Here is a 22,986-nt window from a genome sequence, read left to right as displayed (position 1 = left end):
TGGCAGCGCATTGGCGGCGCGGCATCGCCTGTGATCAATTGCGCGCGCCGCAAATGAGGTAATCCATGGCCAGCAATGTCAATCCCGATCCGTTCACGACCCGCCCCGAGATCGAGGGCACGTTCGGGGTCGTCGCCACAACGCACTGGATCGCGACCGCCGTCGGCATGGCCATCCTGGAAAAGGGCGGCAATGCCTTCGACGCCGGTGTCGCCACCGCCTTCACGCTGCAGGTGGTCGAGCCGCATCTCAACGGCCCCGGCGGCGACGTGCCTGTCATCGTCCACGACGTGAAGCGCGGCCGCACCGAGGTGATATGCGGCCAGGGCCCGGCACCGGCACGCGCCACCATCGCGCATTACAAGAGCGAAGGCCTCGACATGGTGCCCGGCACCGGCCTGCTCGCGGCCTGCGTCCCCGGCACCTTCGAATCCTGGATGCTGCTGCTGCGCGACTACGGTACGATGCGTGTGCGCGACGTGCTGGAGCCCGCGATCTCCTATGCGCGCGACGGCTACCCGCTGGTGGAACGCGCCTGCGCCACGATCCAGACCGTCGAACAACTATTCCGCAAGCATTGGCCAACGTCGGCCGCCGTCTACCTGCCGAACGGCGAGGTGCCGAAGCCCGGCACGCTCTTTACCAACAAGACGCTGGCCGCGACCTACGCACGAATTCTCAGCGAAGCCGAGAGCGGCGGCGGTGGCCGCGACGCCGAGATCGAGCGCGCGCGCAAAGCCTGGTCGCAAGGCTTCGTCGCGGAAGCCATCGACAAATTCTGCCGCACCCAGGAGGTGATGGACGTCAGCGGCTCGCCGCATCGCGGCGTGCTCTCTGCTGACGACATGGCGCGCTGGCAACCGACGATCGAAGCGCCGCTCACCTACGACTATGGCCGCTATACCGTCTGCAAGGCCGGCGTCTGGAGCCAGGGTCCGGTGACGCTGCAACAGCTCGCGCTGCTGAAGGGCTTTGCCCTCGACGGGCTCGACCCGACCGGGCCTGAGTTCATCCACCTCCAGATCGAATGCGCAAAACTCGCCTTTGCCGACCGCGAGAAATTCTACGGCGACCCCAAGTTCAGCGAGATCCCGATCGCGACGCTGCTATCGGACGCCTATAACGACGAACGTCGTAAGCTGGTTACCGAGAAGGCTTCGCTCGATCTCCGGCCCGGCGCGATCGAGGGCTTTGGCGGCGTCGTCAAGCTGCGCCGCGCTGAAGGCCAGCGCGAGGCCGTTGGCGCGCTCGGCGCCGGTGAACCAACCGTGGGGCGCTTCGGCGAGGTGCGCGGCGACACCGTGCATTTCGACATCATCGACCGGGACGGCAACATGGTGTCCTCGACGCCGTCGGGCGGCTGGCTGCAATCCTCGCCCATCATTCCCGAGCTCGGCTTCTGTCTCGGCAGCCGCGCCCAGATGTTCGATTTGGAGGAGAACCAACCCGGTTCGCTCGCGCCGGGCAAGCGGCCGCGCACCACGCTGTCGCCGACCATGGCGCTGCGCGACGGCGAGCCTTACCTCGCATGGGGTTCGCCCGGCGGCGACCAGCAGGACCAGTGGATCACGCAGTTCTTCCTGCGCCACGTCCATTGCAACCTCAATCTCCAGGAGGCGATCGACGCGCCGGCCTGGCATTCCGAGCATTTCCCGATCTCGTTCTGGCCGCGTACCGCGCGCCCCGGCGTGCTCGTGGTCGAGAATCGCGTGCCCAAGGCGACGATCGAGAACCTTCGTGAGCGCGGACACATCGTGGAAGTCGGCCCCGACTGGTCCGAAGGCCGCCTCACCGCGGCCTCGCGCGTGGGTCGGCGTCGGCGCGCCGCCGCCAATCCGCGCGGCATGCAAGGTTACGCCGCGGGACGCTGATAGGCAGAACATGACCTGGTCGATCATCGCGCGAGACCCTGCCACCGGCCAGTTCGGCATCGCTGTTGCGACACGCTTCTTCGCCGTCGGCGCACGCGTGCCGTATATTGCCGCCGGCGTCGGCGCCATCGCGACGCAGGCCTTCGTCAATCCCTATTACGGCATCGACGGGGTCAGGCTGCTGCAGGAAGGCCTCAATGCGCACGACGTGCTGGCCGCGTTGCTCGCGACCGACGATGGCCGCGAGAGCCGTCAGATCCACATCATGGATGCGAGCGGCGAGATCGCCGCCCATACCGGGCGCGACTGCGTCGACTGGTGCGGGCCCATCGCAGGCAGCGGGTTCTCCATCGCCGGCAACATGCTGACGGGCGCCGACGTGCTCGACGAGACCGCAAAGACCTATATCGCCAACGACAGCCTGCCTTTCCCGCGCCGTCTGCTCGCCGCGATGCGCGCCGGGGAAGCCGCCGGCGGCGACAAGCGCGGCAAGCAGTCCGCCGCGCTGTTGATCCATGGCGAGGAGGAATGGCCGGCACTGGACATTCGCGCCGACGACCATCCCGATCCGCTCGGCGAGCTCGAACGGCTCGAGCAGGTCAGCCACGAGCTCTGGGTGCATTTTCGCGATTCCATGCCGACGCGACGGAACCCGGCCGGCAACACCGACCGCAGCGTCATCGACGCCAGCATCGCCGCCGCGCGTGCAAGGCAATCATGAGCGCGGCTCCTCTCATCGAGATCAAGGATCTGCGCATCTGCTTTCACGGCGACGACGGCCGTGTCACCCATGCGGTCGACAGTGTCGACCTCAGTGTCGCCAACGGCGCGACGCTCGGCCTCGTCGGGGAATCCGGCTGCGGCAAGAGCGTGACGTCGCTGGCGATCATGGGCCTGTTGCCGAAGCAAAGTGCGGAGATATCGGGCGCGATCCGCTTCGACGGCCTCGACCTCCTGCAGACGCCGGACCAGACCCTGCGCAATCTGCGCGGCAACCGGCTCGCGATGATCTTTCAGGAGCCGATGACCTCGCTCAACCCGAGCTTCACCATCGGCGACCAGATCATCGAGACCATTTTGCGCCACCGCGGCGGCTCGCGGAAAAGCGCGCGCGAGCGGGCGATCGAGCTGCTGCGCCGCGTCCACATCCCCTCGCCTGAGCGGCGAATCGATGAATATCCGCACAAGCTCTCCGGCGGCATGCGCCAGCGCGTGATGATCGCGATGGCGCTGGCCTGCGATCCGCGCCTGCTGATCGCGGACGAGCCGACGACCGCGCTCGACGTCACCTTGCAGGCGCAAATCCTGGAGCTGATGCGGGAGTTGAAAGCGGCAAGCGGCGCCGCCATCATCCTGATCACCCACGACCTCGGCGTGGTCGCCGAGGTCTGCGACGAGGTCGCGGTGATGTATGCCGGCGAGATCGTCGAGCGCGCGCCGGTGGACGAATTGTTCTCGGCGCCGCAGCACCCTTACACCGTCGGCCTGCTCGGCTCGATCCCGCGGCTCGACCACCGGGCCGAACAGCTTGCGACGATCGAGGGTATGGTGCCGAACATGGCGCAGCCGCCGGCAGGCTGCCGCTTCGCCGCGCGCTGCCCGTTCGTGCTGGACGCCTGCACCACGGCGCCGCCGCCGCTGATCGAAGTCAGCCCCGGCCACCTCTCGCGCTGCATCCGCGCGCCGCTCGAACGCCTGGTGTCGTGATGGCCCTGCTCTCTCCTCTCGTGCCCCGGGCGCGGCGCAGCACAAGCGAAGCGCAGTGGTGCGCCGCTGAACCGGGGCCCATGCGGCGACAGGCTGGGTCCCGGTTCAGCGTCGCAACATTTCATGTTGCGCCGCGCCCGGGACACGAGATCGGGCTTTGTAAGGGGCAAAGACGATGACCGCTCTTCTCGAGGTCGATGGCCTGGTTAAGCATTTCGTCGCCGAGCGTTCGCTGTTCGGCCGGCCACTGGCGCACGTCAAGGCGGTCGATGGCGTCAGCTTCTCGCTCGAGGCCGGCAAGACGCTGGCCCTGGTCGGCGAATCCGGTTGCGGCAAATCCACCGTCAGCCGCCTGGTGCTGCGGTTGATCGAGCCGGATGCGGGCACGATCCGGTTCGACGGGCGCGATCTCCTCTCGCTTGATCCCAATACGCTCCGCGCCTTCCGCCGCGAGGCCCAGATCATCTTCCAGGACCCCTACGCCTCACTCAACCCGCGCATGACGGTCGGCCAGATCCTGACCGAACCGCTGGCACTGCACGATCTCGTGCCGCCGGCAGAGCGGCGCGCGCGCGTCGCGGAGCTGCTGCGGCTGGTCGGGCTGGAGCCGCGCCTTGCGCGTCGCTATCCGCACGAATTCTCCGGCGGCCAGCGCCAGCGCATCGCCATTGCTCGCGCCCTCGCGGTTGAGCCGAAGCTGATCATCTGCGACGAGCCGGTCTCGGCGCTGGACGTCTCGATCCGCTCGCAGATCCTCAACCTGCTGCGCGAGCTCCAGGACCGGCTCGGCCTCGCCTATATTTTCGTCTCGCACGACCTCGCCGTGGTCAAGCACATCGCCGACCACGTCGCGGTGATGAATCTCGGCCAGGTCGTCGAGACGGCGGAGGCGGACGCGCTGTTCGCCTCGCCCCGCCATCCCTATAGCCGCGCGCTGTTGTCTGCGATTCCGCTGCCACAACCGAAGGCGAAGCGCGCGACGGTCCTGCTGGAGGGCGAGATTCCGAGCGCGCTCAATCCGCCCGCCGGCTGCCGCTTCCACACCCGCTGCCCGTTCGTGATCGAGCGCTGCCGCAACGAGGCGCCGGCGCTCTTGGCCGACGGCTCGGGCCACGCCACCGCCTGTCACCGCACGGCGGAGCTGCCGTCTGCCGACGCCTTATTGCCGGCAGCCGGCGGGTTTTCGCCGGCGCTTGCAAAATTGGTCGCCGCCTTCAGCCAAAAGACGGAAGGCGCTGCCACCGCCGGGGTTGGTATACAAGGCACCGCGCCCACAACGACATAGCCGAAGCAATGGGGATTGTCCGATGAAGATGTTTCGCCTGGCCGCAACGGCCGCCGCTGTCCTGCTGTCGCTTGGAGCCGCGCAGGCCCAGACCACGCTGCGCATCGGCCTCGCCGAGGATCCTGATATCCTCGATCCCACGATGGCGCGCACCTATGTCGGCCGCATCGTATTCTCCGCCTTCTGCGACAAGCTGTTCGACATCGACGAGAAGCTCAACATCGTGCCTCAGCTCGCGCTGTCGAGCGAAACCGCCGACGACGGCAAGGCGCTGGTCATCAAGCTCCGGCCCGGCGTGAAATTCCACGACGGCGAGCCATTCGACGCCGAAGCCGCAAAGTTCTCGCTGGAACGGCATCTGACGTTCCCCGGATCCTTCCGCAAGCCCGAGCTTGCCTCGGTCGATCACATCGACATCGTCGATCCCCTCACGGTCAAGCTGGTGCTGAAGTCGCCGTTCTCGCCGCTGCTCGCTCAGCTCACCGACCGCGCCGGGATGATGGTGTCGCCGAAGGCGGCGAAAGAAGCCGGCGACAAGTTCGGCCTGCGCCCGGTCTGCGCCGGCCCGTATAAATTCGTCGAGCGCGTGCAGCAGGACCGCATCGTGTTCGAAAAGTTTGCGGACTATTGGAACAAGGACAATGTCTTTATCGACAAGATCGTGTTCCAGCCGATCGTCGATGCCACCGTGCGGCTTGCGAACTTGAAATCCGGCGGCCTCGATCTGATCGAGCGCGTGCTCGCCACCGATCTGAAGGAGGTGCGCGCGGATTCACGGCTGAAGGTCGCGACCGCCATCGAGCTCGGCTATCAGGGCGTCACGCTCAATATCGGCAAGGACAAGGCCAAGGGGCCGCTCAGCCAGTCCGCCAAGGTGCGGCAGGCGCTCGACCTTGCGATCGACCGCGACGCCATCAACCAGGTCGTGTTCAACGGCGAGTTTCAGGTCGGCAATCAATGGGTCAATCCTGATCATCCATACTATCAAAAATCCCTTCCGGTCCGTCCCCGCAACGTCGAGAAGGCCAAGGCACTGCTGAAGGAGGCCGGCGTAACGCCGCCGGTCAGCGTCGATTTCCTTGTGCCCAAGGGCGCGGAGACCGAGACGCCGGCCCAGGTAATCCAGTCGATGGCGGCCGAGGCCGGGTTCGACATGAAGATCCGTGTCACCGAATTCGCGACCGGACTGAAGCAGGCCGAGGCCGGCGATTACCAGGCCTATATGCTTGCCTGGAGCGGGCGCGTCGATCCCGACGGCAACACCTTTGTATTCCTGCACAGCGGTGCGCCGCAGAATTACGGCGCGTGGAACAACCCGCAGGCCGACAAGGCGCTGGAGGACGCGCGATCGGTCACCGATCCCACCAAGCGCAAGGCCAGCTATGAGGCCTTGGCCAAGCTGGTCCAGGACGAGGAGCCGCTGCTGTACCTCTACCACCGCCGCATCATCATCGCGCACACGACCAAGCTCGAAGGCTACAAGCAGATGCCCGACGGCCTCGTGCGCGTGATCGGGCTCAAGCTGAAGTGACGCCGCCAGAATGCTGAACTTCCTCGCCCGCCGCCTTACGCAGATCGTGCCGACGCTGTTCTTCGTCTCGGTGCTGATCTTCTCGCTGCAGCAATTGCTGCCGGGCGATCCCGCGCTGGTGATGGCGGGCGAAGAGCGCGACCCGGCCGTGATCGAACAGATCCGTCATCAGTACCGGCTCGATCAGCCGGTCCCGGTGCAGTACGCCTACTGGATCAAGGGCGTGCTCTCAGGCGATTTCGGCGAGTCGCTGCGCAACAAGATGCCGGTGCGCGAGCTGATCGCTCAGAAGCTGCCGGTGACGCTGCAGCTCGGCGGCATGGCGATCGTGATCGCGTTCCTGATCGGCATCCCCGCCGGCATCGTCGCCGCCGTGAAGAAGGGCTCGGCCTGGGACTACGGCGCGAACCTGTTTGCGCTGTGGGGCATCTCGACGCCGAACTTCTGGCTCGGGATCATGCTGATCTTCCTGTTCTCGATCGAGCTCGGCTGGCTGCCGGCGTCCGGCTACGTGCCGCTCACCGAGAACTGGCGCGCGAGCCTGGCGGCCACCATCATGCCGGCTTTCGTGCTCGGCAATGCCATTGCCGCGGTCCTGATGCGGCATACCCGCAGCGCCATGCTGCAGGTGCTGGAGAGCGACTACGTCCGCACCGCCAGGGCCAAGGGACTGTTGGAGCGCTCGGTGATCCTGAAGCACGCCATGCGCAATGCGCTGACGCCTGTCATCACGCTCGGCGCACTCGAGCTCGGCACGCTATTGTCAGGTGCAGTCCTGACCGAGCAGATCTTCTCCATCCCCGGCTTCGGCAAGCTGATCGTGGATGCCGTCTTCAACCGCGACTACGCCGTGGTGCAAGGCGTCGTGCTGGTGACGGCCACGATCTATATCACGCTGAATCTCGTTGCCGACATCGCCTATATCCTCGTCAATCCGCGGCTGCGGGGTTAGAGCATGACCGACGCCGCGCTGCCGGGCCCTCTCACGCAAGCCGACGAGCTGGATAGCCCGGCCCGCCGCGCGCGCCGGCGGCTGTTCAAGCGCAAGGCGGCGATATTCGGGCTCGTCGTGCTCACGATGTTCATCGTGCTCGCAATGCTGGCCCCGCTGATCGTGCCCTATGATCCCATCGCGACGAGCTGGAGCCTGGTGCGCAAGCCGCCCACCGCGGCGCACTGGTTCGGCACCGATGAGCTCGGCCGCGACATCTTCAGCCGGATCGTCTACGGCGCGCGGGCTTCGCTGCTCGCGGGCCTCATCTCGGTTGCGATCGCGCTCGGCATCGGCGTGCCGCTCGGCCTGCTCGCCGGCTATCGCGGCGGCTTCGTCGATGCACTGATCAGCCGGATCACGGATGCGATGCTGGCCTGCCCGTTCCTGATCCTGGCGATCGCGCTGGCGGCGTTCCTCGGGCCGAGCCTCGGCAATGCCATGATTGCGATCGGCATCTCCGCAACACCGATCTTCATCCGCCTGACGCGCGGCCAGGTGCTCGTCGTCAAGGCCGAGGACTATGTCGAGGCCGCGCGCGCGCTCGGCAATCCACCATGGCGGATCGCGCTGTCGCATATCCTGCCGAACATCCTGCCCGCGCTGCTGGTGCAGGCGACACTGTCGATTGCCGCCGCCATCATCGCCGAAGCCGCGCTGTCGTTCCTCGGCCTCGGCCAGCAGCCGCCGGCGCCGTCCTGGGGCAGCATGCTCAATGCCGCGCAACGCTTCCTGACCCAGGCGCCGTGGATGGCGATCTGGCCGGGCCTTGCGATCTTCCTCGTGGTGCTGTCGCTGAACCTGCTCGGCGACGGCCTGCGCGACGCGCTCGATCCGCGGCAGCGCTGAGGTCTGATCAGAGGAAACTCAGCTAGCACCTCCAGCGGAGGTGCGTTCCCTCCCCCACAAGGGAGAAGGAACCGAGAGAGCGCCGTCGACACATCAAATCACCACTTCCCGCAATACCCGACGGCAATCCATCTCGTATTCGAGATCGACCACGGGCGGGCGGGCGAAATGCCAGGTCAGACCGGAGCGCAACGCGCCGCGGCGAACCAGTTCGTCGACGAGTGCGTGGTGGAAGTCGTGCACGGAGTAGGCCTGCACCGCGGTGGTGTCGCTCCAGCCGAAGCCGAAGGCTGCCATCCGGCTTTCCATCTGCGACGTCGTCGTGAAGCGCACCTTCTCCCGCAGCCCCTCCGGGCTGAGGTCGCGGTAGCGCACGGTGCGCTCGACATAGGTGCCGCTGCCCTCGCGCGCCTCGGCACCGCCTGATATCACGAAGGACGGCGCTTTCGAGCGGGTCGGACGCGTGAACAAGAACGCATAGAACGACGGCTCGGACGGCGGATCGATCTCGGGACAGACATTGCTGCGCGCCACCGGATTGGTGGTGCCGTCGAAGATGCCCCATTCGGACAGCGTCTTCACATAGTGCAGGTTGAAGGCGCGAAAGCCTTCCTCGCTGAAGGCCGCCGGTGAACGCAGCTCGCAGGCGCAGAACGCCGTCAGCGGACGCCCTGCCTCCTGAATGAACTTTGCAGCCAGTGCGAACCCTTCCGCGAGCGGGACGACACGGTCGAAGCGGACGCGTTCGATTTCGTAGCCGTCGTCCGCGGCCGCGCCCGCCGAATACTGGAACACGGACGGAATGAAACGATAATTGCCGGCGGAGAAGTCACGCATCATGTCGAACCCCTATTCCAGTTGCATGCGAATGCCCTTGGCGCCGTTGAGCAGGCGCTTCAGGTGAAAGCCGGCCAGAGAATCGTCGGCGTGCATGCCGACCAGCGCGGCAAAGGCCGGCATGGCTGCGGCATCGCCGGCCTCCATCTTGGCGAACGCCTCCGAATACAGCGCCGTTTCCGGCGCTTCGAACTTGCCCGGTGGCAGCGGCTCGAAGGCGCGCAACGGCTCGCTGCGCCCGCGCAGCATCAGTTCACCCACGGGGCGGCCTTGAAAATTCTCGGCCGCCTCGGCGACGCTGGCGCTGACGCAAATGCGGGTGCCCAGATGCTTGTTGGCGGCCTCCAGCCGCGCCGCAATGTTGATGGAGTCCCCATAGGCGGTGTAGTCGAAGAAGCGATTGCCACCGAAATTGCCGACCAGCGCGGGACCGGCGTGAATGCCGATGCGGGTGGCACCGAAGGTCACGCCCATGGCGCTCTGGCGCGCGCGAAAGTCCTGCGCCCAGGCGTCGAGCTCATGGGCGCAGGCGACCGCACGCGTGGCATAATCCGGCTGATCGCCGGGCGCGTTGAAGAGCACCTGGATCGCGTCGCCGATGATCTTCGCGACCGTGCCCTCATGCACGAAGACGATTTCGGTCATGCCGCCGACATACTCGTTGAGCAACTTACCCAACGTCTCGGGTGGCGCGCTCTCGACCAACGAGGTGAAGCCGGTAATATCGGTGAAGATGGTGGCGACATCGCGCCACTGTACTTCGATGCCCTCGCCGTCGCCGCTGGCGGCCAAACGCTTGGCAAGCTCGGGCGAGAAATGGCGCGATAGCGCGGCATGGGCGCGCTCGGCTTCCATCTGGCGCCGCCGCACCTCGCGCAGCATCTCGATATGGCGGATGGTCTTCTCGATCGTGGCCTCCAGATCGGCGAAGTCGATCGGCTTGGTCAGGAAGTCGAACGCGCCGCGGTTCATGGCGGTGCGGATATTGCTCATGTCGCCATAGGCCGAGACGATGATGGTCGACTTCTTGTCCTCGGCCTCCTGGAGTTTCGCGAGCAGCGATAGCCCGTCCATCCTGGGCATGTTGATATCGGAGACCACCATGTCGACCTGCGGATTCTGCTCGAGCGAGGCCAGCGCCTCGAGACCGTCGCGAGCGAATATGATGGCGACCTGTCCGTCGCGGATCTGCCTGCGAAATTTTTGCAGGACCAGCGCTTCGAGATCCGGCTCGTCGTCGACGAAGAGGATGGTCGCGCTCATGCGGCTTGCTCGAGCCTCGTGTCGATCTCCTGCCGCAGCAGCGCGAAGTCGATCGGCTTGGTGAGGAGCCCAACGGCGCCGCGCTCGATCGCCTTCCGCCGCGTATCGGCGTCGCCATAGGCCGTGATCATGATGACGGGAACGTCCGGATGCGCGGCACGCACCTTCGGCAGCATGTCCAGCCCGCTCATGCCGGGCATGTTGATGTCGGACAGGATCAGGATCAACGAGGGATCGCGAACCTCGGCGGCCCGCTTGAGCGCATCGGGCGCGGAGGAGGCGAACTCCATCTGGAAGCGGCCGGCGCGCAGCTCGCGCCGGAATTGCTGCCGGAACAGCGCCTCGACGTCGGGCTCGTCGTCGACGACCAGGATGTAAACGTTCACGACTTGCCTCCGGAAGTGCCGTCCGCCGCCATCGTGCGCGGCAGGGTGATGATGAACTCGGTGAATACACCTTGTGTGGTGTTCACGTCGATGGTGCCGCCGTGCTGCTTCACGACGATATCGTGGCTCATGGACAGGCCGAGCCCGGTGCCCTCGCCTACGGGCTTGGTGGTGAAGAAGGGATTGAACATCTTCTCCTTCACCTCGGGCGGAATTCCCGTGCCATTGTCACGGATCCGGATCTCGACCCTGCCGCCGAGATCCTTGGTTGCCGCGCTCAAGGTCGGCTCGAAGGCCTCACCCCCGCTCTCCTTGCGTTTGGCGGTGGCATAGAAGCCGTTCGAGATCAGGTTGAGCAAGACGCGCGTGATCTCCTGCGGATAGATGTCGACCATGCCGGCAGCGGGATCGAACGTGCGCTGGAGCGTGACGTTGAAGGAGGGACGTTCTGCGCGCGCACCGTGATAGGCGAGATTGAGGCTCTCCTCCACGACCGCATTGATGTCGACCGCCCGATGCTCGCCGGAGCCCTCGCGCGAATGCAGCAGCATGTTCCTGACGATGGAATCGGCTCGCTTGCCGTGCTGCACCACCTTCTCGAGATTGCTCCTGAGCATGCCGGTCAGCTCGTCGACCTCCTCCCTGGACTTGTCGTCGAGCGCAGCCGATTGCAAGGCCTCCTTGAGCTCGTCGATCAGCTCGGTGGAGACCGCGGAGAAATTGTTGACGAAGTTGAGCGGATTCTTGATCTCGTGCGCGATGCCGGCGGTGAGCTGACCGAGCGAGGCAAGCTTCTCGGTCTGGATCAGACGATCCTGGGCGGCGCGCAGGTCGTCGAGGGATCGCGACAACTCTGTCGTGCGTTCCTGAACCTCCTCGAACAATCGAACATTTTCGATCGCGATAAGGGCTTGGTCTGCAAAGGTCGTGGCGAGTTCGATTTGCTTCTCGCTGAAGGGACGCACCATATGTCGCGTCAAGACGAACACGCCGATTGGCGATCCTTCTCGAAGCAGGGGGACACCGAGCATCGTACGCACATTGGACCGCCTTCGCGCGGATGAGGGTGCAAAGTCCGGATCGGCCTGCACATCGGGGACGTGCACCGTCTTGGCCTCGAGCAGCGTGCGCCCGACCACGCTTCCCCGTTCTGGTAAAGAAGCAAAGGTCCGAAGCTTGCCTTCCTGCTCCGCATCGAGGCCGAAGCTTGCCGCCAAATAGAAAACGCCATCGCGCGGTCGAAAGATCGTTCCCTCGTCGGCGTCACACAAGCGGGCGGCCGATCCGACGAGCGTATTCAGCACGGTTTGCAGATCGAACGCCGAGCGGCTGATGACCTTCAGCACGTCGGCGGTCGCCGTCTGCTGCTGCAGGGACTCGCTCAATTCCGCAGTGCGCTGCTCGACCTTGTTTTCGAGGTTGGCATAGGATTCCTGCAAGCGCGCGCCCATGTCGTTGAACTGGTCGGCGAGCCCTTCGAGCTCGTCGCCCGTCCGGATCGAGATGCGCTGGGAGAAGTCGCCACCGCCGATCCGTTCGGCGCCGCTGCGCAGCGCCTGGATCGGCCCGACCATGCGGCGAGCCAAAAATATCCCCGCAAGCACCGCGAAGATCGACGCCGCGAGCAGCACGATCGCAAGCCGCTGCAGCGAGGCGTAGAGCGAGGCATAGGCCTCCTCGACCGGCAGCTCGACGAACATGGTCCAGTGCAGCGGCTCGATCGGCGCCGATGCGGTCAAGACCTTCTGGCCCTGGATGTTGCGCGCTTCCTCGAGCGCGTTCGGCATGGTGCCGCCGGCGGCCTGCGCGGCGCGCACCTGCGCGAGGCCAGACATGTCGGTGTTGCGCAGTACGAGACTGATATCGGGATGCGCGATCAGGCGCCCTTCCGGGCCGACCACATAGGCATGCCCGTGCTGGCCGACCTTGATCTGCGAGACCACGTCCCAGATCAGCTTGAGATTGACCTCGGCAATGCTGACGCCGGCATCCCTGCGCGCGCCGGCCAGCGCCAGCGTCATGTAGGGCTCGGACTCCCGGCGGAAATAGACCGGGCCGTAATAGACCTTGTGCGCGACCGCCTCGGTGAACTTCGGATCATTGGATAGGTCGATCCCGCTCTCGATCGCGTCCATCGCCAGCCGCGAGACCCGCAACCGTTCCTTGCCGGTCGAGTCCACCTGGGCAAGCTCGGTAATCCCGGGCACCTGGCGCAGCAGCCGCAGCGCGTCGAACCGGCGCTGCTCGATCGAGCCCGCCGACCACGACAGTTGCGTCGTCCATCCGAGCTGGCTCTCGATCTCCTTGATGAACTGGCCGATCTTGGCCGCGGCCGCCTCGGCCTGCTCATGCTGGACCCGGATCAACGAAGCCTTGTGCTCGCGATAATAGAAGAAGACCTCGAAAAGGCCGTTGGCCAGCAGCGCGATGGCGACGACAGCCACGAACAGCGCGACATATTTGGTGAACAGCCGGGTCCTGATCCCCCGCCCCGCGGCCGCGCCGGAGGCAGCGTCAGCCGGAGCCGCGCTCGGCAGCGTCCTGGCTTGCGGGGCGTCGGGATGGAGGGAGAGGCTCATGCCCCCAAATCTAGCAAGAAGCCGGCACCTTGTCTTTCGCTAGCACGGGGCAAGGCCCTGTCCATTGGACCCCGCGCCAGCGCCCCCGGGCACAACGAAAAAGGCGGCAGCGGATTGACCGCTGCCGCCCTCTGGTTCGCTTGCTAGTTAACGGCGTCAGGTCGGCCGCAGCGCCTTGGAGCCGAGGTCGAGCTCGTTGACCTGCTTGTTCCGCTCGGAATCGGCGGCCGCGCGATGGTCGGTCGCCAGCACCACGTAGACCGCGGGCAGCACGAACAGCGTGAACAGCGTGCCGATCGACATGCCGGCGACGACGACCAGGCCGATCGAGAAGCGGCTGGCTGCCCCCGCGCCGGTCGCGGTCAGGAGCGGAATCAGTCCGGTTACCATCGCGGCCGTCGTCATCAGGATCGGCCGCAGGCGGATGCGGGCCGACATTTCGATGGCGGAGCGGCGGTCGAGCCGCTCGTTGACCTGGAGCTCGTTGGCGAACTCCACCATCAGGATGCCGTGCTTGGTGATCAGGCCGACCAGGGTGAGCAGACCGACCTGGGTATAGATGTTCATGGTCGCCATGCCGAAGAACAGCGGGATCAGCGCACCGACGATCGCCATCGGCACCGAGATCATGATCACCAACGGGTCACGCAAGCTCTCGAACTGCGCGGCCAGCACCAGGAAGATGATGATCAGCGCGAAGCCGAAGGTGATCGCGAGCTGATTGCCTTCCTGCACGTACTGCCTGGAGTCCGCGAGATAGTCGTGGCTGAAGCCTTGCGGCAGCTTCTTGGCCTCGCTTTCGAGGAAGTCGACCGCCGCCCCGACGGTCACGCCGGGCATCGGCACGGCCGAGAACGTCGCCGAATTGAGCTGATTGTAGTGCGTCAGCGAGTTCGGATCGGTCTTGGTCTCGATCGACACCACCGTCGACAGCGGAAGCTGTTGGCCGGTGTTGGTCGTCACATAGAAGCCACCGAGCGATTCCGGCGAGAGCCGCTTGGCGCGCGGAACCTGCGGGATCACCTGGTACGACCGGCCCTCCAGATTGAAGCGATTGACGTAGTTGCCACCCAGCAGGACCGCGAGCGTGGCGCCGAGGTTCTGCATGTTGACGCCGAGATCCTGTGCCTTGGTGCGGTCGATCGTCACCTTCACGTTCGGCTGGTTGTAGGCAAGATCGCTGTCGGAGACGATGAACATGCCGCTCTTGCGCGCAGCGTCCTTCAGCTTCTCCATCTGCTCATAGACGGTCTGGAACCCGGCGGTGGAATTGATCACCATCTGCACCGGAAGACCGCCCGGCCCGCCCGGCAGCGGCGGCAGGTTGAACGCGAAGGCCTGCACGCCCTCGATCTTGGAGAGCTCGGCCTGCACCAGCGGCTTCAACTGGATCGACGAGCGCTTGCGCTCCTCCCAGGGCTTGAGCAGCATGCCGGCGATGCCGCCCTGCGGGCCGTTGATGCCGTTCAGCACGAAACGCAGATCGGTCTCGGGGAATTTCGAAAATTCGTGGTCGAGCTTGTCGCCGTAGAAATCGACATAGTCGATGTTGGCGTATTTCGGCGCCTTGGTCACCGCGAACACGATGCCCTGGTCTTCCTCAGGCGCCAGCTCCTTCGACGTGTGCATGTAGAGGAAGCCGACGAGTCCGAGGATCGTCACCGCGAACAGCCCCGTGATCGCCTTGTAGTCAAGCGAGCGGTCGAGCCTGCGGCCATACCAGCGTGTCAGCGCACCGAACACCTTGTTGACGGCCTTGGCGAAGCGGCCCTCTTCGGTGTTCTTCAGCAGCACCGAGCACATCATCGGCGACAATGTCAGCGCGATCACGCCCGACACGATCACCGAGCCCGCCAGCGTGAATGCGAATTCGCGGAACAGCGAACCGGTGAGGCCGCCAAGGAAGCCGATCGGCGCGTACACCGCGGCGAGCGTGATGGTCATCGAGATGACCGGGCCGACGATTTCACGCGCGCCTTGCAGCGACGCCTGGACCGGCGTCTTGCCCTCCTCCAGATGGCGATGGATGTTTTCCACCACGACGATGGCGTCGTCGACCACGAGGCCGATCGCGAGCACCATCGCAAGCAGGGTCAAAAGGTTGAAGCTGAATCCCAGCGCCAGCATCAGGGTGCAGACGCCGATCATCGACAGCGGGATGGTGACGACGGGAATGATGACCGACCGCAGCGACGCCAGGAACAGGAAGATCACCACGATCACGATGATCACGGCTTCGCCGAGCGTCTTCTCCACCTCATCGATCGAGGATTGGATGAACTTGGTCGAGTCGTAGGCGACCTTCATCTTCATCGACGGCGGCAGATTGCGCTCGAGCTCGGGGAACAGCGCGCGCACGCCCTTGACCAGTGTCAGCGGGTTGCCCTGTGGGGTTGCCTGCACACCGATGAAGATCGCGTGCTCGCCGTTGAAGGCGACGCTCGCGTCCGTGCTTTGGGCGGCAAGCTCGACGGTGCCGATGTCCTCCATCCGCACGAAGCCGCCGTCCTTGGCCTTGACGATCATCTTCTTGAACTGGTTGACGTCGGTCAGGCCCGTGTTCGTCGAGACGTTCGAGACGATGAGATAGCCCTTGGTCTGGCCCGCCGCGGACTGGAAGTTGTTGGCGGTGATCGCCGCAGCGACGTCAGCCGGCGACACGTTGCGGCCGGCCATCTTCTCGGGATCGAGCCACAGCCGCATCGCGAAGGTCTGGCCGCCGAGAATGTCGGCGGAAGCCACGCCGTCGACGGTCGACAGCACCGGCTGCACCACGCGCGTCAGATAATCCGAGATCGCCGAGCCCGAGAGCTCCTCGGACGAGAAGCCGAGATACATCACGGCCGTGGTCTGGCCCGTGGTCTTGGTGACGATCGGGTCGTTGGATTCCTTCGGGATCAGGTATTTGACCGAATTCGTCTTCGCCAGCACCTCGGTGAGAGCCTGGTTCGGATCGAAGTTCAGCTTGATGTAGACCTGGATCGTCGAGGTGCCGAGCACCGAGGACGAGGTGATGTAGTCGACGCCCTCGGCGGACGCGACCGCCTGCTCGATCGGCGTCGTGATGAAGCCCTGGATCAGGTCTGCGGACGCGCCGGGATAGACGGTCGTGATGTTGATGACCGTGTTCGACAGCTTGGGATATTGCCGGATCGGCAGCACCATCGCCGCGCGCAGGCCGATCAGCAGGATCAACAGGCTGACGACGACCGACAGGACCGGGCGTTTGATGAAAATGTCGGTAAAGCGCATCGCGGCGATCTCGATTTATATGTCTCAAGAAAAGTGATCCGGCCGAGCCGGATCACTTGAGTGTCAATGGATCAGTAGCGCGGCGGCTGCGCCGGGATCTGCGGAGCCGGGTCGGTCGAAATCGACACCGCCGCGCCCGATTGCAGCTTGAGCTGGCCAACGGCGACGACCTTGTCGCCCGCCTTCACGCCCTTGATGATTTCGACGCGACCTTCGACCCGGTTGCCGGTCTGCACGAAGGTGCGCACCGCGGACAGGCTGGTCTTGCCGTCGGCTTCCTTCTTCTCCGTGATCACGAACACCGAGTCGCCGTACAGTGTGTAGTCGACCGCCGTCTCTGGAACGGTGATCACGGCCGGCTTGTCCGGCAGCACCACCGTGGTGGTCACGAACATGCCGGGCTTCAGGATCTTCTCCGGATTGGCGATCGTCGCCTGCACGCGGATATTGCGGGTGTCGGTCGAGATTTGCGGTTCGATCGTGGTGATCTTGCCTTCGAAGATGCGGCCCGGATAGGCATCGACCTTCAACTTGACCGTCTGGCCGACCTTGAGGTTGCCGGAATCCTTTTCCGTCACGGTGAAGTTGGCCCACAGCTCCGACAGATCGGTCAACGACACGATCGCCGTACCCGCAGTCAGATACTGACCAACCTCGACCTTGCGGACGCCGAGATCGCCGGAGAACGGTGCGCGCACCAGCTTCTGCGAGATCAGCGCCTCGGTCTTGGCGATGCCGGCCTGCGCCTGGTCGTAGGCGGCCTGCGCGTTATCGACGGTCGCCTGCGGACCGAACTGGCGCGAGGCCAGCTGCTTGGCGCGATCGAGTGACAGCTGTGCCACGGTCGCCTGGGCCTTGTAATTGGCAAGATCGCCCTGCTCCGGCGCGTCGAACAGCTGGACCAGCGGCGTGCCGGCTTCGACCCGCGTGCCCGGCGCGAACTTGATCTCGGTGACGCGGCCGTTGACGTCGGCGCTGACGTCGACCTGGTGCACGGCGACGAGGCCGCCGACCGCGGTGAGCAAGTTCGGCACCACCTCGGACTTGGCCTCTGCCGCGCTGACCGCGGTCGGCGGCGGCTTGTTGTTGGCGAAGAACTGCTTGATCATCTGGCCGCGGAAATAATTGAACCAGACGAGGCCGCCGACCAGCACCGCCAGGAGCGTGCCGACGATGATGAACCAGAGCACCGGCCGGACCGGACGCTTGGGAGCCTTGTTGTCGATCGGTTCGCCCGAAATCTTGTGTTCGGTTACGATGTTCATGTCATGCACTTTCTGCAATCGCCGCCTTGCCGGCATCCGCGGCCTGATTGTGGCCCAGATGCGAAGCAATTGCGGCGTCGTTAAGTCCGATACCCCTCAGGAGAAACTCACACAGCTGCCGCTCGAGGTCTTCAGCCTTGCCGTAAGCGAGGCAAGGCGTGGCCGGCAGCCTGGTCAGCGCCGCAGTCATCACCGAGTGATGCGCAAACCAGAACAGATTGAGCGGATCGCCGCTGCATAGCCGCGCGTCCCCGGCGGCAACGGCACGATCGAGCGAGGAGACGAAGATCGCCCCGATCAGCGTCTCGATCTTGGCATACAGCAAACGGGCGAATTCGCCATCATCCAAATGGCTGGTGGCCATCAGCCGCAGGCGCTGGGCCTCTTCCTGATCGGGACCATCTGCGATGTGCAGGAAATGCTCGACCATGCCGCGGATCACCTCGACCAGCGTCGCGGTCGAAGGCTCCCGCTCGAGAAGCTCGGTGAGCGCCGGGTCCGCCTCGCATTCGTCGCTGAGGATTTCGGCGTAGAGGGCCGCCTTGGACGGGAAATGCTTGAACAGCAACGCCTCGGAAATGGCAGCAGCGGCAGCCACGCTCTTGGTCGTGGTGCCGGTATAGCCATGTCGGGCAAAGCAGCGTTTCGCAGCTCCGAGGATCAATTGACGCCTCAGGTCGCTCGTCATACGCAATGAGCTCATGCTAGTGAGTAAGCACTCACCCACGCAAAAGTCAAGCACTATGTTGCATCGCAACCTGAGTGCGTCGTTAATTCAGTGGAAATTGGCCCCGCCTGCACGGCTTCCGTGCAGGACCTGGGCGCCGGTGGGAATGGACAGGCCCGCCCTAGATCGGCTGGAAGCCGAGGTCGCCGCGGATCCGGTTGACGATGTAAGTCCCGTCCCGAATTGGCAGAATCCGCTCCAGGCTGGCGCTGTCGATCTTCATATTGGCAAAGCGTGGCCCCGCAGAGACGTCGTGGACGGCTTTGGCGAAGGCCTCGACCTCGGCCATGGTCGTGACCGCCCGGCTATCCCCGATGCCGCAGGCCCTGGCGACGCCGACGAGGTCCGCGGCGGCCGAGGTGTGGCTGGTCTGGCCGCCCGTTTCGCCATAGGCCTCGTTGTCGAGCACCGCGATCGAGAGGTTGGACGGTTTTTGCAGGCCGATCGTGGCAAGGCTGCCCATGCCCATCAGCATCTCGCCGTCGCCGGTGATGACCAGCACCGGCAGTTTTGGCTGCGCCAGGGCGAGGCCGAGCCCGATCATCGCGGCGCCGCCCATGCCACCCCAAAGGTAGAAATTGCGGGCGTGGTCGCCGGCCGCGCACATGTCGTTGGTCGAGGCCCCGAGGCCGCCGATCGCGACGACGTCCTTGCGGTTCGTAAGCAACGTGGACACCACCTGCCGGCGGTCGAGGAGATTGGCCTTGCTCATTTGGTGAAAACCTTGGCGCCGATCAGGCGCTGCGACAGAAGGACGGCGGTGGGCGTCAGCGCGTTGTAGGCTTGCGACGCAGCGGCTTCGAGCACGGCCGGCACCTCGGCTGAGTTCGAGGCCCGCAGCACCTGGACACCCGACAGTTCGAACACGCCCTGCGTGGTCGATCCCATCGGCACCTGCCAAGGATTGAACTCGCCCCACTCGCCGCGCATGGTCACCAGCGTCAGGAACGGGAAGCGCAGGATCGGGATCAGCGACAGCATGTTGATGCAATTGCCGACGCCGCTCGACTGCATCAGCAAGACGCCGCGCTGTCCGCCGGCCCAGGCGCCGGCAAGAAGCGCCACGCCCTCCTCCTCCGTCGTGAGCGGAATGCCGCGCATGGTAGAGGAGGCCAGGACGCGCTGGATCAGCCTCGAATGGCCGGCATCCGGCACGTAAGGCACCTGCCTGATGTCGAAGCGTTGCAGGGTCGCGAAAATATCGTCGGGCCAATTCGGCGCCGTGTCGGCAGCGTCAGCGCGTGCGTGCATTTTCCTGTCCGGTCGGCTAGCAAGGTGGGAAGACTGTAGACGCATGCATGCGCCGACCAGAACAACAAAAACGGCATAACGGCTTTAACCGGCGAGTATAACGGGATGAACGCAGATGCGAAGGCGCTGGCGGCAAGCTTCGACCTCGAGAAGCTGACGCCGGAGTTTTACGACGACCCCTACCCGACCTATCGTGCACTGCGGGAGAACGGGCCGGTCAAGCGCCTGCCGAACGGCACCGTGTTCCTGACCCGCTATGACGATCTCGTCACCACCTACAAGAACACCAAGTCGTTCAGCTCGGACAAGAAGCGCGAGTTCGCGCCGAAATACGGCGACACCCCGCTCTACGAGCATCACACCACCAGCCTCGTCTTCAACGATCCGCCGGCGCATACCCGCGTGCGCCGCCTGATCATGGGCGCGCTGTCGCCGCGGGCGATCGCCGGCATGGAGTCTGACATCGTCAAGCTGGTGGACGGCTTGCTCGACGCCGTCACGGCCAAAGGGGCTTGCGAGCTGATCGAGGATTTCGCCGCATCCATCCCGATCGAGGTGATCGGCAATCTGCTCGACGTGCCTCATGAGGAACGCGGGCCGCTGCGCGACTGGTCGCTGGCGATCCTTGGTGCGCTCGAACCTGTGGTGTCGCCCGAGGTCGCCGCGCGCGGCAACAAGGCGGTGACGGATTTTCTCAGCTATCTCCAGACGCTGGTGGCACGCCGGCGCGACAAGCCGGGCAATCCCGAGCGCGATGTGCTGACGCGCCTGATCCAGGGTGAGGAGAATGGCGAGCGGCTGACCGAGAAGGAACTGCTCCACAATTGCATCTTCCTGCTCAATGCCGGCCACGAGACCACCACCAATCTGATCGGCAACGGCCTCGTCGCGCTCGACCGCAATCGCGACCAGAAGCAGCGGCTGATCGGCAATCCCGACATGATCAAGACCGCCGTCGAAGAGATGCTGCGCTACGAGAGCTCCAACCAGCTCGGCAACCGCATGACCACGGAGAAGGTCGAGCTCGGCGGCGTCATGCTCGATGCCGGCACGTCGGTGACCCTGTGCATCGGGGCGGCGAACCGCGATCCCGCGCAGTTTCCGGACCCCGAAAGCTTCGACATCGCGCGCACGCCGAACCGGCATCTCGCCTTCGCCACCGGCGCGCATCAATGCGCGGGCATGGCGCTGGCGCGGCTCGAAGGCGCGATTGCGATCTCGCGCTTCCTGGCGCGCTTCCCGAACTATGCCGTGAGCGGCCAGCCGGTGCGGGGCGGACGGGTGCGGTTTCGGGGCTTCTTGAGCGTGCCGTGTGCGCTTCGCTGAGGGCGCGACACCAAAAACTGCGAAAACAACCCCATGCACAGTAGAGAACCCTCTGATACTTTTGGCAAATCAGATCGGGCTACACCATCGGACGCATGAAGACTTCCAAGGTGGCAAGTTGATACCCAGATCAAGCTGAGGCCGGCGGTGCAGTCGGTTGGCACCGCCGCGCGCAGCAATGGAGTGACGACAGATGAGCTCGTCGGTCATTGATTTCGTCGCAACGGAAGCACGCTTTGGGGCCCATAACTACGAGCCGATCGGGGTCGTCCTGTCGCGCGGCGAAGGTGTCTGGGTCTGGGATACCGAGGGCAACCGCTATCTCGATTGCCTCTCGGCCTATTCGGCGGTCAGCCAGGGCCACTGCCACCCCAAGATCCTGGCGGCGATGGTGGAACAGGCGCACAGGCTGACGCTCACCTCGCGCGCTTTCCACAACGACCAGCTCGCCCCCTTCTACGAAGAGATCGCGGCACTGACCGGGTCCCACAAGGTGCTGCCGATGAATAGCGGCGCCGAGGCGGTCGAAAGCGCGATCAAGTCGGTGCGCAAATGGGGCTACGAGGTGAAGGGCGTTCCGGACGGCCAGGCCGAGATCATCGTCTGTGCCAATAATTTCCACGGACGCACGCTGGGCATCGTCGGCTTTTCAACCGACCCCGACACACGCACACATTTCGGGCCGTTCGCGCCGGGCTTCAAGATCATCCCGTTCGGCGACGCCGCGGCACTGGCGGAGGCAATCACCCCATACACGGTCGCCTTTCTGGTCGAGCCGATCCAGGGCGAAGCCGGTGTCATCCTTCCTCCAGCCGGCTATTTCACTGAGGTGCGGGAGCTCTGCACCACCAACAATTTGATGCTGGTGCTCGATGAGATCCAGACCGGGCTCGGCCGCACCGGCAAGCTTCTCGCTGAACAGCACGAGGGAATCGAGGCGGATGTGACGCTGCTCGGCAAGGCCTTGTCCGGCGGCTTCTATCCGGTGTCGGCCGTGCTCTCGAACAACGACGTGCTCGGGACATTGAGGCCCGGCCAGCACGGTTCGACGTTCGGCGGCAATCCGCTTGCTTGCGCGGTGGCGCGCGCGGCGCTGCGCGTGCTGACCGAGGAAGGCATGATCGAGAACGCGGCCAGGCAGGGCGCGCGCTTTCTGGAAGGCTTGAAAGACATTCGTGCCAACACGATCCGCGAGGTGCGCGGACGCGGCTTGATGCTGGCGGTCGAGCTGCATCCCGAGGCTGGCCGCGCCCGCCGCTACTGCGAGGCGCTTCAGGGCATGGGCATCCTCGCCAAGGATACCCACGAGCAAACGATCCGCATCGCTCCGCCGCTGGTGATCACAAGCGACCAGGTCGACTGGGCGCTGGAGCGGCTCGCCACCGCCCTGACGCAGGATTTCTCCTGAGCGGCCTGCGTCGGAAGATCGCAATGCCGGCCGCGGCCAGCAACGAACGATTCCGCCAGCTGCGCGTTGAACGTCGTGGGCGATTACGAGCTGGGAGCGACAATCATGCTTCCGCATGGCGCTTGCCTTACGGCTGCTTTAGTTGGTGTCTCGATGCTGGCGACGAGCGTCGGCGCGTTCGCCCAAGGACCCGGCCAGGGACATGGAAGGGGCGGACCTGCCGGTCCAGCCGCAGCGCCGGCAGCACGGCCAGCAGCACCACCGGCCATGGCCCGTCCGGCGGCGCCGCCGGCCATGGCACGTCCCGCCGCCCCGGCGTTCCATCCACCGGCCATGCCGCAGCGACCGGCCATGGCGCCGCACCGCCCGGCGCCCCACATCGCCGCACCGCCGCCGCGTCCGGCCCCCCGCTTTGCAGCACCACCGCCGCGAGCAGCCCCGCACGTGGCGGCGCCGCG

The 22,986-nt window shown here is 65.2% G+C and carries 18 protein-coding genes; 9 read left to right on the top strand and 9 right to left on the bottom strand.

Going from position 1 to position 22,986, the window contains the following annotated elements; translation table 11 throughout:
* Positions 1 to 65: 65 nt before the first annotated feature.
* From CV770_RS27460 to CV770_RS27430, 7 genes are all read left to right on the top strand, one after another.
* Complete coding sequence (locus CV770_RS27460; RefSeq protein WP_104464594.1) at positions 66 to 1,871, top strand: gamma-glutamyltransferase family protein; 1,806 nt, start codon at positions 66 to 68, stop codon at positions 1,869 to 1,871.
* A gap of 10 nt (positions 1,872 to 1,881) precedes the next feature.
* Complete coding sequence (locus CV770_RS27455; RefSeq protein WP_104464593.1) at positions 1,882 to 2,592, top strand: DUF1028 domain-containing protein; 711 nt, start codon at positions 1,882 to 1,884, stop codon at positions 2,590 to 2,592.
* Positions 2,589 to 3,578, top strand: coding sequence for an ABC transporter ATP-binding protein (locus CV770_RS27450; protein ID WP_104464592.1), 990 nt, complete (start codon positions 2,589 to 2,591; stop codon positions 3,576 to 3,578). Before CV770_RS27455 ends, CV770_RS27450 begins: the two co-directional genes overlap by 4 nt.
* Before the next feature lie 175 nt (positions 3,579 to 3,753).
* Positions 3,754 to 4,863, top strand: a complete 1,110-nt coding sequence (locus CV770_RS27445; protein ID WP_104464591.1) for an ABC transporter ATP-binding protein — start codon at positions 3,754 to 3,756, stop codon at positions 4,861 to 4,863.
* Positions 4,864 to 4,885: 22 nt separating this feature from the next.
* Positions 4,886 to 6,394 (top strand): ABC transporter substrate-binding protein, encoded by a 1,509-nt coding sequence (locus tag CV770_RS27440; protein WP_091953667.1) that lies wholly within the window; start codon positions 4,886 to 4,888, stop codon positions 6,392 to 6,394.
* A 10-nt stretch (positions 6,395 to 6,404) separates the two neighbouring features.
* Positions 6,405 to 7,346, top strand: a complete 942-nt coding sequence (locus tag CV770_RS27435; protein WP_091953670.1) for an ABC transporter permease — start codon at positions 6,405 to 6,407, stop codon at positions 7,344 to 7,346.
* A 3-nt stretch (positions 7,347 to 7,349) separates the two neighbouring features.
* The gene (locus CV770_RS27430; RefSeq protein ID WP_104464590.1) at positions 7,350 to 8,234 is read left to right on the top strand and encodes an ABC transporter permease; all 885 of its coding nucleotides are present in this window, start codon (positions 7,350 to 7,352) and stop codon (positions 8,232 to 8,234) included.
* 93 nt (positions 8,235 to 8,327) lie between these two features.
* On the opposite strand, the gene cnbZ is transcribed toward CV770_RS27430, so the two are convergent.
* The 9 genes from cnbZ to CV770_RS27385 all read right to left on the bottom strand — a co-directional run bounded on the left by cnbZ (position 8,328) and on the right by CV770_RS27385 (position 19,794).
* The gene (cnbZ, locus tag CV770_RS27425; RefSeq protein WP_104464589.1) at positions 8,328 to 9,074 is read right to left on the bottom strand and encodes a 2-amino-5-chloromuconate deaminase CnbZ; all 747 of its coding nucleotides are present in this window, start codon (positions 9,072 to 9,074) and stop codon (positions 8,328 to 8,330) included.
* Positions 9,075 to 9,083: 9 nt separating this feature from the next.
* Positions 9,084 to 10,334, bottom strand: coding sequence for an adenylate/guanylate cyclase domain-containing protein (locus CV770_RS27420; protein ID WP_104464588.1), 1,251 nt, complete (start codon positions 10,332 to 10,334; stop codon positions 9,084 to 9,086).
* Complete coding sequence (locus CV770_RS27415; protein WP_104464587.1) at positions 10,331 to 10,720, bottom strand: response regulator; 390 nt, start codon at positions 10,718 to 10,720, stop codon at positions 10,331 to 10,333. The genes CV770_RS27420 and CV770_RS27415 overlap by 4 nt, the downstream gene beginning before the upstream one ends.
* On the bottom strand, positions 10,717 to 13,299 hold the full coding sequence (locus tag CV770_RS27410; RefSeq protein ID WP_104464586.1) for a sensor histidine kinase: 2,583 nt from the start codon (positions 13,297 to 13,299) through the stop codon (positions 10,717 to 10,719). Before CV770_RS27410 ends, CV770_RS27415 begins: the two co-directional genes overlap by 4 nt.
* A gap of 156 nt (positions 13,300 to 13,455) precedes the next feature.
* Positions 13,456 to 16,551: a MexW/MexI family multidrug efflux RND transporter permease subunit gene (locus CV770_RS27405; protein WP_104464585.1), complete on the bottom strand. Its 3,096-nt coding sequence runs from the start codon at positions 16,549 to 16,551 to the stop codon at positions 13,456 to 13,458.
* Positions 16,552 to 16,622: 71 nt separating this feature from the next.
* Positions 16,623 to 17,816, bottom strand: coding sequence for an efflux RND transporter periplasmic adaptor subunit (locus CV770_RS27400; protein ID WP_165637128.1), 1,194 nt, complete (start codon positions 17,814 to 17,816; stop codon positions 16,623 to 16,625).
* A gap of 1 nt (position 17,817) precedes the next feature.
* Positions 17,818 to 18,504, bottom strand: coding sequence for a TetR/AcrR family transcriptional regulator (locus CV770_RS27395; RefSeq protein WP_201760066.1), 687 nt, complete (start codon positions 18,502 to 18,504; stop codon positions 17,818 to 17,820).
* Positions 18,505 to 18,664: 160 nt separating this feature from the next.
* Complete coding sequence (locus CV770_RS27390; RefSeq protein WP_104464583.1) at positions 18,665 to 19,255, bottom strand: thiamine pyrophosphate-dependent enzyme; 591 nt, start codon at positions 19,253 to 19,255, stop codon at positions 18,665 to 18,667.
* Complete coding sequence (locus tag CV770_RS27385) at positions 19,252 to 19,794, bottom strand: phosphonopyruvate decarboxylase (RefSeq protein ID WP_201760065.1); 543 nt, start codon at positions 19,792 to 19,794, stop codon at positions 19,252 to 19,254. The genes CV770_RS27390 and CV770_RS27385 overlap by 4 nt, the downstream gene beginning before the upstream one ends.
* 105 nt (positions 19,795 to 19,899) lie before the next feature.
* Here CV770_RS27385 and CV770_RS27380 point away from each other — a divergent pair, with 105 nt between their 5' ends.
* Both CV770_RS27380 and rocD read left to right on the top strand, forming a co-directional pair.
* The gene (locus tag CV770_RS27380) at positions 19,900 to 21,120 is read left to right on the top strand and encodes a cytochrome P450 (protein WP_104464581.1); all 1,221 of its coding nucleotides are present in this window, start codon (positions 19,900 to 19,902) and stop codon (positions 21,118 to 21,120) included.
* A gap of 193 nt (positions 21,121 to 21,313) precedes the next feature.
* Positions 21,314 to 22,528: an ornithine--oxo-acid transaminase gene (gene rocD / locus CV770_RS27375; RefSeq protein WP_104464580.1), complete on the top strand. Its 1,215-nt coding sequence runs from the start codon at positions 21,314 to 21,316 to the stop codon at positions 22,526 to 22,528.
* Positions 22,529 to 22,986 lie beyond the last annotated feature (458 nt).

Origin of the sequence: Bradyrhizobium sp. AC87j1, from assembly GCF_002936975.1 — a bacterium.
GTDB classification, from domain to species: domain Bacteria; phylum Pseudomonadota; class Alphaproteobacteria; order Rhizobiales; family Xanthobacteraceae; genus Bradyrhizobium; species Bradyrhizobium shewense.
The sequence above is the reverse complement of the archived record's forward strand: the minus strand, read 5'-3'. Positions and strand labels throughout refer to the sequence as shown.